Below are 13,558 nucleotides of genomic sequence, written 5' to 3'. Positions count from 1 at the left end.
CTTGTAATAACACCTCTAGTGTATCACAAACCATTACAGTGGCTGATACTACAGCGCCTGTGGCTCCTGCTGCTCCTGCTGATGTAACGGCACAGTGTGTAACAGAGTTACCAGCTGCTATCGATTTAACAGCTACTGATAATTGTGCTGGTGATATTGTTGCTTCGCCTGTGGATACCACTGATGATTCGGATCCTTGTAATGTTATTGTAACGCGTACTTGGACATTTACCGATGCTTGTAATAACACCTCTAGTGTATCACAAACCATTACAGTGGCTGATACTACAGCGCCTGTGGCGACTAATGATTTAACCGATATATTCGTATCGTGCAGTCAAGTACCTGAACCTCCAGTTTTAGTCTTTGACGATTGTTCGAGTGATGTAACCATAGTTAACTTTGAAGAAGTAAACACGTCAGATGGTTCTGAAACAGATTATGAAATTATTTGGAATTGGACAGTTGTAGATACCTGTGGAAACGAAGCTCAATTAAGTCAAGCAGTATTTGTGACAAATGAAAACACAATAACAACTGTAAGTGATGATCGTTGTATTGATGATGGTATTATTGATTTATTTGATTATTATAATGGATCAAATACCTCTGGCACCTGGATGTCAGTTTCTAACAATGTAATATTGGACGGTAGCTTCTTTGACCCGTTAACAGTTGATTTGGGTGACTACATTTTTAGTTATACGGCTATGGACAATGGCTGTTCTAACACTACTGAAGTAACCCTAAATATTAACGCTGATTGTATTGTATTAGCTCCTGAACCTTGCGACAGAGAAAATATAGTCGTTTCAACAGCTATCACACCAAACGGTGATCAATGGAATGAGAATTTCGAAATATCAGGCGTTAATGGTTGTGGATATGCATATGATGTTCAAATCTTTAATAGATGGGGCGCAATCATATACAAAGCAAATAACTATCAAAACAATTGGAACGGTTCAGCACACCAATCCTCTATAGGTGGTGCTGATAAAGTACCAACTGGAACATATTATTATATCATTAACGTACGAAATAGTGGATTTAAACCATTAACAGGTTACTTCTACGTAGGAACCAAATAAAAATTTAACCTATGAAACTTATAAAACAGTATATAATTGCATTTGCATTATTAAGTTGTACGGTTGGAATTGCACAACAATTACCACAGTTTACGCAGTATATGTACAATACCATATCTATAAACCCTGCATATGCAGGAAGTAGAGAAACTTTAAGTGTTGTTGGTTTACATAGAAGTCAATGGGTTGGCTTTGATGGTGGACCAATTACACAAACCTTATCAGTACATTCCCCTTTAAGAAATGATAAAATTGGTTTAGGACTATCTTTTATTAATGATAAATTAGGGGATGAACGTTTCTCGTATCTATACGGTGATTTTTCATATACAATTCAAACAGGTCAAAAAACTGAATTAGCATTTGGTGTAAAAGCTGGTTTTACAAGCTATACATTAGATAGAAATGCTGCTGATATTTCTGGAAATGACCCAAGTATTTATGGTATTGACGATCGTTGGTCTCCAAATATTGGTGCTGGTATTTATTGGCATTCTGCTAAATGGTATTTAGGTTTGTCAACGCCACGAATTCTTACAAATGATTATAATGATGAAAATGGGGTTGGCCAAGATTATGCTGCTTTAGAACGTGTTAGTTATTATTTTACGGGTGGTTACGTATTCACCTTAAGTGAAAACACGAAATTAAAACCTGCATTCCTTTTAAAGGCAACCAATGGTGCACCACTCTCTTTTGATATTACTGCCAATTTCTTATTCTATGAGAAATTTTGGGCTGGTGGAGGTTACCGAATTGATAACCAAACATCAGCATTAGCTGGGATTGTAGATTTTCAAGTATCAAAACAATTACGTATTGGTTACGCATATGAATACCCATTATCTGACTTAATTGACTATACGGGAGGTACCCATGAAATATTAGTCATGTTTGAATTATTTAAAACAAAACGAATTAAATCACCTAGATACTTCTAAAATATAATCGTATGAAAACTAAAATTATATTCACATTTATTGCATTAAGTAGTACGTTACTATTTTCGCAAAAAAAAGTAGCTGACATATTTTTCGAAAATTACTCGTATGTTAAAGCTGCAGAATTATATGAAGAGACTGTAAAAAAAGGTGATAGCAGCGAGCATGTGTTAACACGTTTGGGCGATAGTTACTATAACAATTCTGATACGGAATCTGCTGCAATATGGTATAAATTAGCCTTAAATAAATACAAAAAAGTTAATCCTGAATATATCTACAAATACATCCAAACGCAGCGTAGTTTAGGTAATTATGAAGAAGCTGATAATTGGTTAGTTAAATTTAAAACCATTCAGAATGATGATAGACGTGCCGATGAACTTGACGGAAGTAATATAGCTCTTTATGAATCTTTAAAATCCAAACAAGGGGTAGAAGTTAAAATTAAAAACCTTGATATAAATTCAAAATATTCTGATTTTGGTGCTTTTGTTTACAATAACAACATGTACTTTGCTTCTGCTAGAAATACCGATAATGAGATTTACAAATGGAATAACGAACCATATTTAGATATCTATTCTGCAGAAGTCAGCAATAGCGAAAATAATATTGACAGCATTTCAAATCCAACTAGTATAAATATTAAAGAAAAAGATCGAGATGATGTTCATGAAGCTAGTGTAGCTATAACCAATGATGGTAATACGATGTATTTTACTCGGGATAATGTAAATAAGAAGAATAAACCGGTATATGATAAAAAAGGGACATCACATCTTAAAATTTATAAAGCAACAAAAGCTCAAGATGGTAGTTGGGATCAGGTTGTAGAACTACCTTTTAATGATGATATCTATTCAACGGGTCACCCAACTTTAAGTCCTGATAATAAAATACTTTATTTTGTTTCTGATCGTGAAGGAGGCTTTGGACAAACTGATATTTATCAAGTTGCTATCCGAGGTGATTCTTATGATGCACCCGTAAATTTAGGTCCAAAAGTAAATACTGAAGGACGCGAAATGTTTCCTTTTGTAGCTAAAGATAGTACACTCTATTTTTCTTCTGATGGTTATTTAAATCTTGGCTTATTAGATATTTTTAAAACAAATATTTTAAAAGATGAAGAGGCAGAAGTTGAAAACATGGGAGCACCTTACAACAGCGGATTTGATGATTTTGCATACTTTGTAGATAGTGATACGCAAAAAGGATATTTCTCTTCTAACCGCGCAGACGGAAAAGGCGGTGATGATATTTATGGCTTTACGGCACAACCATGTAAACAAATGATTACAGGAACTGTTAGAGATAGTAAATTACTAACACCAATTCCAATGGCAACCGTACAATTAATTGATGAGTCTGGTAAAATTGTTAAAGAGGTAACGAGTGATGAAAATGGCCTTTACGAAATGGAAGCTGACTGTAGTCAAAAGTATAAAGTGCTAGGAATGAAAGCAGATTACAAAGACGATTTACAGGATGTTGAAACAACAGATGTTACAGGTGAGGAACACGTAGTGGACTTGAATTTAATTCCGTTAATTAATGATAATGAAATTGTCATTAACCCAATTTTCTTTGATTTTGATAAATGGGGAATTAGAGCAGATGCAGCTTATGAGTTAGAAAACATTGTTTCTGTTATGCGAGCTCACCCAAATATGGTTATTAAAATTGAATCTCACACAGATAGTCGTGGTGGTGACAATTATAACCTAAAACTCTCGGACAGACGCGCTAAATCTACTCAAGAATATTTATACTCAAGAGGTATTTCTAACGAACGTATAGAAAGTGCTATTGGTTATGGCGAAACAAGACTAGTAAACAAATGCTCTAATGGCGTAAAATGTACTGCTGAAGAACACCAGGAAAACAGACGTTCAAAATTTATTATCCTTAAAGATTCAGAATAACGAAATTTATATTTAATTAAAATACGTAGTTAATAAAGATTAGCGAATTGATTTAATATGCTTACACATCATTAAAACCTTCCTAACAATAATCTTATTAACTCAAAAGCCACTCCATTTGGAGTGGCTTTTAAATTTTCAAATAGATATGATTTAATGAGTTAATTAGAGTAAATTTATCTCCTAAAAAAAAAATCTCAATCTACTTATAATTCTAATGAAACATAATTTAGTACGCGCATTTCTTGTATTCTGTATTTACTATTCAGCTCAAGCACAAACAACTTCGGCTAGTGTTGAAAAATCTGTTTTTGGTATACAAACTGGTTTCTTGGGCATCTGGGCTAACCATGAAGCTAGGTTAAGTAATAGTATAGCATTAAGAACTGAAATAGGTTTGGATGCCGGTATTTTTGATGGTGCTAATTATTCTAAAACGGGATATTTTCTAGTTCCTGCCATCACTTTAGAACCACGTTGGTATTATAATCTAAATAAGCGTGTTAAAAAGTCCCGAAATATTTCAGGTAACAGCGGAAATTTCATTGCTTTAAAAACAACTTACCATCCCGACCTAATTGTTGCTTCTAACTATGACAATGTCAATTTTATAAGTGATTTTTCTATTGTCCCAACTTGGGGAATTAGACGTCAAATTGGAAAACATTTTAATTATGAAACCGGAATTGGTATTGGTTATATTCATTTTTTTAATCCTACAAACATCTCTTTTGATAATGAAGCCGATCTAGCACTTAACCTTCATTTACGTCTAGGCTATCGTTTTTAAAGTAAAGAATCTATAGCAAACAAAAAACTACCAACTTGGTAACCCAAGTGGTAGTTTTTTTTATAAAAATAATCTAAATAAATTCTTATTTATTTCTTTACAAATATGTTTGTATAATACCAATCGCCTTCAGCGTTTTGATCTGCTGATAGGTCAAAATCTGTAAAATCTCCCTCTATATTTGCTTTATGACTTGCACTATTTAACCAAGCGTTTACAACCGTTTGAGCGGAAGTAAAACCATAAGCAACGTTTTCTGATACATCACGTGCACCCAAACTACTCTCTAAAAATGCTTTACGTTGGTAAAAATTATCATGAGATACATTATTATACGTAATCATGTATTCTGTATGATTATAAGCTTGTGCTTTAATAATCCCTACATTATCCAAGGGATTTAATCCTTTAGATAAACGGTAATCATTAATTAATTCCATAATCTCAATTTCAATGGTTTTGGTTTCTGGAACAACTAAATTCTCTGTATTAATTTCTGCTGCTTTGTCCTCTATTGGATCTGAAGAACAAGAAGTCATAAACATGACTAATAATACCATGACTGGTAGTAAAGTAAACTTTTTCATTGTAGGTTATTTAGATTTGGGATTATAAAAATAGAATCCTTTTTCTAAACAACTGTTAACAAAATGTTAAAATCGATGAAAAACGTGCTTTTAATCGGTTTTTAATGTTTTTAATCGATGAAATACATTTTGAAGGTGTGTATTTATGCATTTCATCGTCAATATCATGGTGATAATCGATTTTTAATCCAATTATATGTTGCATCTAACTGATAATGAATCCGATCATGTAATCTATTTGGGCGTCCTTGCCAAAACTCTATAGAAACTGGTCTGACTAAATATCCACCCCAAAAATCGGGTCTTGGTATTTCTTTACCTTCATATTGTATTTCCAAATTCCGTAAATCTGTCTCCAATTGTTTTCTATCTTTAACAACAGAACTTTGATTTGATGCAATAGCTCCCAATTGACTTCCTCTTGGCCTTGATTCAAAATAACCATCACTTAAATTTTCGGCTAATTTTTCTGCAGTGCCTTTAATAATAATTTGACGCTCTGCGCCATGCCAAAAAAATGACAAACAGACATTAGGGTTTTTAGCTATAGCTTGACCTTTTTCACTTTCATAATTGGTAAAAAAAATAAAACCTTCATAGGTAAAACGTTTTAATAGCACCACGCGATTTTTTGGAAATCCATCTAAGCCTATAGTTGAAATGGTCATGGCGTTGGTTTCGTCTTCTTCAAAATACGTGTCTACCTCGTGAAACCATTTTTTAAAAAGCTCTAAAGGGTTTTCGGGTGTATCCTCTAATAAAAGTTCCCCTTTATTGTAGGTTTTTCTGTAATTACTTAAGTCTCTGTCCATTGAGATTGTCATTATTTTTTTATTACATTTGTGTGTAATATATGCATAATTCGCCCTAAATTTAAGCATTATTTGACAGAATGAAATTTGAAAATAGTATTTATTTCACCCAATTAAAACATCATAAAGTAGTGTTCCCTTTTGGCACTTATTACCTTTTTGATAATTATATAATTGCTGAACACACCGAAGAAATTCATTTCGATTGGCCAAAAATTAAAGAAATATCAGATTATTTGATTGATTTTTATGGACCACATTTAAAAATAGGACACATTACAAATCGTATAAACCACTACTCCATAGATCCTAATTTATGGCATAAATTTAATAAGGAATACGGGTTTGTTATTGCATCTGCTATTGTAATCTACGATGACTTTGGCTATCGAAATGCAACATTAGAGAAGCAGTTTTCTACCAATAGTATTAAACGCTGCTCCAGTCTTGAAGAAGCTATTTTTTGGATGCAAAATTTAAAAGAGTTTAAAACGTAATTTCTTTACCATCTCTAGCTAGTTCTACAGATTTAAATATCGTTTCAGCTTCAGATTTAAACTCTTTTAAATTATCGTAGCGCGTGGAATAATGTCCTAAAAGCAACATACCAACTTCTGCCTGTTTAGCAATTCTAGCAGCTTGCTTGGCCGTACTATGCTTGGTTGGTGCAGCTAATTTTTCATGTTTTTCTAAAAATGTGGATTCATGATATAGTAAATCAACATGTTTTATTACTGGTATAATGGCTTCAGAATAAGCAGTGTCACTACAGAACGCATAGCTTTTAGGTTTACTTGGATCTTTTGTAACTTGATGATTAGGAATTTTAACACCTTGTTTATTTTCTACATCAAAACCTTGTTTAATTTTTCGGTAGTAAGCGACATCAATATCCGCATTTAAAACCGCATTCATATCTAGATTACGATCTCCTGGTTTTTCCTTAAATAAAAAACCATTGGTATAAACTCGATGATCTAAAGGTATGGTGTAGACTTCCACTTTTTCATCTTCAAAAATAAGCTCGGAATGTTTTGATGTTAGTTCATGGAAAATGAGTGGATAATTTGTCCATGACTCTGACAACTTCATTTGAAGTGTTATAATATCTTTTAAGCCTTTTGGTCCGTATATATGTAGTTCCGTTTCACGTGTTAAAAGTCGAAAAGTAGAAATTAATCCAACAAGTCCAAAAAAATGATCACCATGTAAATGCGAAATAAAAATATGTTTTATTCTGGCAAACTTAATTTTGTTCCGTCGTAATTCTACTTGTGTTCCTTCACCACAATCTATAAGAAACAAATGATTGTTTATTTCAAGAACTTGAGACGTTGGATTGGTATCCGTTCTTGGTGTGGCACTAAAACAGCCTAAAATGGTAAGCTTCATTTTTGTTATTTGTCGTTAAGTTGTTAAGTCTTTTAAGAGTTCAGACAGCTTAACTCCATACGACATAACAACAAACTTTTTTATAAACCTAAATCACGTTCCATTTCTTCCATTTCGATAATATCATGCGCTTCTTTAACGGTAGGAACTACTACCAATTCGTCTGGCATTTCATCTAAATTTGCTTGATTCGTAACAATAACAAAGGATTGTTTTGCTTTTCTATGCTTATTAGATAGTTGAAGAAATTCTACAATATCTTGTAATGTAACCGGCTTTAAAGAACTTAAATTAACGATAATATTATCGTTTTTAAAGCGTTCGTAAAGTACATCAATTTTTTTTACTAGTTCTATTACCGAAGCTTTCTCTTGGGTAATAATGGTTGTGTTTTCTTCTTTATTAAAAATCATACATTTATTGTTTTATTTTGGATGCTAGTAAATAAATAATTGCCATTCTTACTGCTACACCATTTTCAACTTGATTTAAAATAATGGCCTGGTTAGAATCTGCCACTTCACTGGTAATTTCTACACCGCGATTTATAGGTCCAGGGTGCATAATAGTAATTTCCTTTTTTAAACTATTAAGAACATCCATAGTTACGCCATATTGTTGGGTATACTCTCTAGTTGATGGAAAATAATTAACTTCCATCCGTTCATTCTGAACACGTAGCATATTAGCAACATCACACCAATTTAAAGCTTTCAATAAATTGGTTTCTACTTTTACACCTAATTTATCAATATATTTTGGCAGGAGTGTTTTTGGACCGCAAACCATAACTTCTGCACCTTGTAATTGTAAAGCAAAAATATTTGATAAAGCTACACGGCTGTGTAAAATATCGCCAACAATAACCACTTTTTTCCCCTTTACTTCACCCAGCCGTTCTCGTATGGAATAAGAATCTAATAAGGCTTGGGTTGGGTGTTCATGTGCTCCATCGCCTGCATTAATAATACGTGCATTAACGTGTTGCGATAGAAATACGCTTGCGCCAGGATTGGGATGGCGCATAACAACCATATCCACTTTCATGGATAATATGTTGTTCACGGTATCTATTAATGTTTCGCCTTTTTTTACTGATGATTGTGAGGCTGAAAAATTTATTACATCAGCAGACAATCGTTTCTCTGCTAATTCAAACGATAATTTAGTTCGGGTAGAGTTTTCAAAAAATAAGTTAGCAATTGTAATATCTCTTAGCGAAGGTACTTTTTTAATTGGTCTGTTTATCACTTCCTTAAAGTGATCGGCCGTTTCAAAAATAAGCTTGATATCGTCTTTATTAAGATATTTTATTCCTAATAAATGGTTGACACTTAATTCGCTCATACTCTTTTAGTTTTCAGTAGCAATTTACAGTTATCTAATCTGTGTGCTTTTCTCTTAATTCTGTTCTCTTTTCTAGTTATTTACCAAGTATACAGCATCTTCTCCTTCATTTTCTACCCAATTCACTTTCACGCGTTCGTTATTTATAGCATCAACTTGCCGACCTTTATAATTAGGTTGAATGGGCAAATGCCTACTAAAGCGCCTGTCTATTAATGTTAAAAGCTCAATTTCATGAGGTCTGCCAAAAGATTGTATAGCTGTTAGCGCCGAACGAATGCTTCGTCCAGTATATAATACATCATCTATAAAAACAATTTTCTTGTCTTCAACTAAAAAATTAATTTCGGTGGTATTGGCTTCAAGGGTTTTTTCGCCGCGTCTAAAATCGTCTCTAAAAAAGGTAATATCTAAAAGCCCTAATTGGACATTTTTAATTTTATAGTCATCTTTTAACATGGCTGCTAAACGGTTAGCAAGGAATTTACCTCTTGGTTGAATACCAATTAAGACGGTATTCGTAAAGTCGTTATGATTTTCAATAAGTTGGCAAGCCAATCGATGAAGAATGATGTTAATTTCTTTGGCGTTAAGTAACACTTTTTGACTCATAGACTATTCAGACATATTTGCTAAACAAAGTTACACTAAAAATATTGCTTGTACAACGCTTTTATGCTTCAAAGCATTTGGAGTTTGAATAGTATTGTTACTATTTTTAGAGTTATTCTATATTTAAAAAGAAAAAATAAACGTACAAAAAAAGCCTTCAATAAATTGAAGGCTTTTGAGTATTATAATAGAATGGGGAAATTATTTTCCTTCCATTTTATCTTTAAGAGCTTGTAATGCATCATTAGCATCACCTAAAGTAGGCTTAACTTCTGCGGCAGCATTTGCGGCAGCAGCTGCTTTTACATTGGCAGCTTCTTCTTCTCTGAAGATTGCTGTATGAGATGCCACAACACGTTTGAACTCTTTATTAAATTCAATGATTTTGAATTCAGCCTCTTCGCCTTTTTTCAATTTCTTGCCATCTTCTTTTTCAAGGTGACGAGACGGTACGAATGCTACAATATCTTCATTAAAATCAATAGTTGCACCTTTGTCAACGATTTCAGTTAATTCAGCTTTGTGAACAGTTCCTACAGCGAATTCTGTTTCATATTTATCCCAAGGGTTATCTGTAGTTTGTTTGTGTCCTAAACTTAATTTACGACCTTCAACATCTAATTCAAGAACAACAACATCTAATGTATCACCTACATTACAGAACTCACTAGGATGCTTGATTTTTTTAGTCCAAGATAAATCAGAGATATAAATTAAACCATCAATACCTTCTTCTAGTTCAACAAACACACCAAAGTTTGTAAAGTTACGTACAATACCTGAATGCTTAGAGCCTACAGGATATTTTTTAGTAATATCTGTCCAAGGGTCTGGTGTTAATTGCTTAATTCCAAGAGACATTTTACGCTCTTCTCTATCTAACGTTAGGATAACGGCATCAACCTCATCTCCTACTGAAACGAAATCTTGTGCTGAACGTAAGTGGGTTGACCAAGACATTTCTGAAACGTGAATTAATCCTTCAACGCCATCTGCTACTTCAATAAATGCACCATAATCTGCAATAACAACTACTTTACCTTTCACCTTGTCACCAACGCTTACCTCTTCACCTAAAGCATCCCATGGGTGTTTAGATAATTGCTTAAGACCTAATTGGATTCTAGATTTGTTTTCATCAAAATCAAGAATTACAACATTTAATTTCTGATCTAACTCAACAATTTCATTTGGATGGTTAATACGAGACCAAGAAAGATCTGTAATGTGAACTAAACCGTCAACACCACCAAGATCAATAAAGACACCATAAGATGTAATGTTCTTAACAATACCTTCTAATACTTGTCCTTTTTCTAATTGACCAATAATTTCTTTCTTCTGCTCTTCAATATCAGCCTCAATAAGAGCTTTATGAGAAACAACAACGTTTTTAAATTCGTGGTTGATTTTAACAACTTTGAATTCCATTGTTTTATTAACATACTGATCGTAATCGCGAATTGGCTTCACATCAATTTGAGAACCTGGTAAGAATGCTTCGATACCGAAAACATCTACAATCATACCACCTTTAGTTCTGCACTTAACAAAACCATTAACGATTTCACCTGTTTCATGAGCTGCATTAACGCGATCCCACGCTTTAATTACACGTGCTTTTCTGTGAGATAATACTAATTGTCCTGTTGCGTCTTCACGAACATCAATTAATACTTCTACTTTATCACCAACTTTTAAGTTAGGATTGTAACGGAATTCGTTTAATGAAATAACACCTTCAGATTTTGCGTTGATGTCAATAATGGCATCACGATCTGAAATGTGGATAACTTCACCTTCAACAACCTCATCATCTAAAGTGTCTACGAAATTTTCTGCTACTAATTTTTCAAATTCTTTTAATTGAGAATCTTCAACCTCATCAATACCCTCTTGGTAATTATGCCAGTTAAAATCTTTTAAGAATTTTTCAGGGTTTGCTTGTGCTTCAGATACAACTGGAGCTTCTGCAGTTTTTACTTCTGTTGCTTCCGTTGCTTCAACTTCTGCTTGTTTTGCTTTTTCAGCCATTTAATATAAGTTAATACAATGCGTTTAGAAATTTCCAACTTCGCGAAAACGCAAGCGCATTGTGTTTTGTATTCTGTGTTATTTTAGAAATTTTAGGCGACTAACACACAGAAGGATTATTGTTTTTTTTAGTTTATTCCTTTTATTTTCTAACACGTCGCTAAAAGGAGTGCAAAAATACTATATTTTCTGCAATTAAACAATAAGTAATTTTCTAAAAATTAAAGATTTAGTTATTTTCTTGAATCGCTACTTCTGCTAGTTTCACGATTTTTTGAAATTGTTGATCCAAAGACATATGAGAATTATCTATTTCAATAGCATCAGCTGCTTTTATTAATGGCGAATCTTCTCGGTTAGAATCAATATAATCCCGCTCTTGAATATTATGGAGTACATCATTATAGGTTACCGTATCACCACGACTAGTTAGTTCATCAAAACGACGAGTAGCACGTGTTTCCGCAGAGGCTGTCATAAATATTTTGAGTTCTGCTTGAGGAAATACCACAGTTCCAATATCACGACCATCCATAACCACACCTTTTTCAGCACCCATTTTTTGTTGCTGTTTTACTAATTGATAACGGACTTCTGGGATAGCGGCAACTTGACTCACAAAATTAGAAACTTCTAACGTGCGTATGGCTTTTTCTATATTTTCACCATTTAGATATACATCAGCAACATTTGTGGTTTCATTTAGTTTGAAATAAATAACTACATCATGGAGTTTAGAAACCAAACCAACAACATCAAATTGGGTAGAATCAATAAAACCATATTTCATGGCATAGTAAGTTACTGCACGATACATAGCACCAGAATCCACATATATATATCCTAAATGTTTGGCTAATTGTTTGGCAACGGTACTTTTGCCTGTTGAAGAAAAACCGTCTATAGCAATCGTTATTTTTTGCATTTATCTTAAATCTAATTGCATGCCGAAAAAATTGGCATTGGATGCGCTTGTATAGCGAACATGCGTAAAACTAAATCTAAATTTATTTAATTTTAGTCCAATTCCAGCAGAAATACCAGAAAAATTTCGTTGATCTACAATACGGAGCTCCTCTCCTTTTCTGAAATTATATCCAACGCGAATATTAAATGCTCCTTCTGGAAAAATTTCTGCACCCACGATAGTATGTCGAATTACATTTCCAAAAAAACCAACTTTTTCTTGAGTTTGATTTCCTTCTAAATCGGTTTCTGCACGAGCTGGATTAGAAACACCAATTGGCCATTTCTGTAAATTTTCAAATGTTAAATGCCATCGTAGCGGTACGTTCTCTAATGTTTGCGACATACCAAAGGCAACTTCAAACGGTAGCGGCTCATTTTGCCCAGCGTAAGTGGTTATTTGCAACCCTAAATTACGAACCACTAATGTGGCTTGAAATTCAATATCTTCATTTACATACATTAAACCAGCATCTAAAGCAGCTCCAAAGGAGTTGTATTGTTCTAATTTGGATGTAATTAATTTAATGGTTCCACCTAAATAGAAATCGGAATAACCAATTTGTCTGGAGTGTCCGAAAGAGATGGCCGCTTCATTTCCACTAAACGAGCCTGTGGAATTTCCTTGCTCGTCATAGCCATCAAAACTTCCATAATTTATATAAGTAACACCTCCAAAAAAGGTAAGTGTACGTCTATCCCAAGTATAACCATATGCAGCTGTTCCGTAGCTGATGCCTCCTAGATAGCTTGAATAATTAAGCGCTAATTGATTATCCATTTCATCATTTATGGCGGAAGGATTGGTTAATGCTTGTGAAACATCATAATCCAAATTGGTAAAAACTTTACCACCCAAAGCAGCTTGACGTGGTGAGGAAATTAAATTTAAAAACTGATAGGTAGACTCACCACCAACTTGCGCAATAGCAGAAAGGCCTAAAAGCAAACAAAAAAGAGTGGTAATATTCTTTAACATATAAGGTTACAACGAAAAGTAAGTCTAACTATAAACGGCTGCAAGTATAATTTATTTTTGCATCATAAAAAAACCTCGA

14 protein-coding genes are annotated in these 13,558 nt (G+C 33.5%); 5 read left to right on the top strand and 9 right to left on the bottom strand.

All coding sequences use genetic code 11. The features are described from left to right. The 4 genes from BM239_RS11320 to BM239_RS11305 all read left to right on the top strand — a co-directional run. On the top strand, positions 1–1,091 hold a 1,091-nt coding region (locus BM239_RS11320), incomplete at its 5' end, for a T9SS type B sorting domain-containing protein (RefSeq protein ID WP_143094918.1). 11 nt (positions 1,092–1,102) lie between these two features. Next, complete coding sequence (locus BM239_RS11315) at positions 1,103–2,032, top strand: PorP/SprF family type IX secretion system membrane protein (RefSeq protein WP_092208648.1); 930 nt, start codon at positions 1,103–1,105, stop codon at positions 2,030–2,032. Positions 2,033–2,043: 11 nt separating this feature from the next. After that, complete coding sequence (locus BM239_RS11310; protein WP_092208646.1) at positions 2,044–3,960, top strand: OmpA family protein; 1,917 nt, start codon at positions 2,044–2,046, stop codon at positions 3,958–3,960. A gap of 217 nt (positions 3,961–4,177) precedes the next feature. After that, a complete protein-coding gene (locus BM239_RS11305; protein WP_092208644.1) occupies positions 4,178–4,750 on the top strand; it encodes a hypothetical protein in 573 nt (190 codons plus the stop codon). Between the two features lie 89 nt (positions 4,751–4,839). On the opposite strand, the gene BM239_RS11300 is transcribed toward BM239_RS11305, so the two are convergent. Both BM239_RS11300 and pdxH read right to left on the bottom strand, forming a co-directional pair. Next, positions 4,840–5,337, bottom strand: coding sequence for a CAP domain-containing protein (locus BM239_RS11300; protein ID WP_092208642.1), 498 nt, complete (start codon positions 5,335–5,337; stop codon positions 4,840–4,842). A gap of 164 nt (positions 5,338–5,501) precedes the next feature. Then, a complete protein-coding gene (gene pdxH / locus BM239_RS11295; protein WP_092208640.1) occupies positions 5,502–6,149 on the bottom strand; it encodes a pyridoxamine 5'-phosphate oxidase in 648 nt (215 codons plus the stop codon). 80 nt (positions 6,150–6,229) lie between these two features. Here pdxH and BM239_RS11290 point away from each other — a divergent pair, with 80 nt between their 5' ends. Further along, entirely contained in the window at positions 6,230–6,646 is a 417-nt protein-coding gene (locus BM239_RS11290; RefSeq protein ID WP_092208638.1) for a hypothetical protein, read from the top strand. On the opposite strand, the gene BM239_RS11285 is transcribed toward BM239_RS11290, so the two are convergent. From BM239_RS11285 to porQ, 7 genes are all read right to left on the bottom strand, one after another. Next, entirely contained in the window at positions 6,636–7,541 is a 906-nt protein-coding gene (locus tag BM239_RS11285; protein WP_092208636.1) for a ribonuclease Z, read from the bottom strand. The genes BM239_RS11290 and BM239_RS11285 overlap by 11 nt on opposite strands. An 80-nt stretch (positions 7,542–7,621) precedes the next feature. After that, positions 7,622–7,954, bottom strand: coding sequence for a ribonuclease Z (locus BM239_RS11280; protein ID WP_092208634.1), 333 nt, complete (start codon positions 7,952–7,954; stop codon positions 7,622–7,624). 4 nt (positions 7,955–7,958) lie between these two features. Continuing rightward, positions 7,959–8,888: an aspartate carbamoyltransferase catalytic subunit gene (locus BM239_RS11275; protein ID WP_092208632.1), complete on the bottom strand. Its 930-nt coding sequence runs from the start codon at positions 8,886–8,888 to the stop codon at positions 7,959–7,961. A 72-nt stretch (positions 8,889–8,960) separates the two neighbouring features. After that, positions 8,961–9,500 carry a bifunctional pyr operon transcriptional regulator/uracil phosphoribosyltransferase PyrR gene (pyrR, locus tag BM239_RS11270; RefSeq protein WP_092208630.1) on the bottom strand — a complete coding sequence of 180 codons (540 nt, stop codon included), beginning with the start codon at positions 9,498–9,500 and terminating at the stop codon, positions 8,961–8,963. A gap of 201 nt (positions 9,501–9,701) precedes the next feature. Then, complete coding sequence (gene rpsA / locus BM239_RS11265; protein WP_092208628.1) at positions 9,702–11,534, bottom strand: 30S ribosomal protein S1; 1,833 nt, start codon at positions 11,532–11,534, stop codon at positions 9,702–9,704. A 229-nt stretch (positions 11,535–11,763) separates the two neighbouring features. Further along, entirely contained in the window at positions 11,764–12,459 is a 696-nt protein-coding gene (gene cmk / locus BM239_RS11260) for a (d)CMP kinase (protein ID WP_092208626.1), read from the bottom strand. Next, positions 12,460–13,479, bottom strand: coding sequence for a type IX secretion system protein PorQ (gene porQ, locus BM239_RS11255; protein WP_092208624.1), 1,020 nt, complete (start codon positions 13,477–13,479; stop codon positions 12,460–12,462). Positions 13,480–13,558 lie beyond the last annotated feature (79 nt).

It is taken from the genome of Algorimicrobium echini, from assembly GCF_900115185.1.
Classification (GTDB): Bacteria; Bacteroidota; Bacteroidia; order Flavobacteriales; family Flavobacteriaceae; genus Algorimicrobium; species Algorimicrobium echini.
The sequence above is the reverse complement of the archived record's forward strand: the minus strand, read 5'-3'. Positions and strand labels throughout refer to the sequence as shown.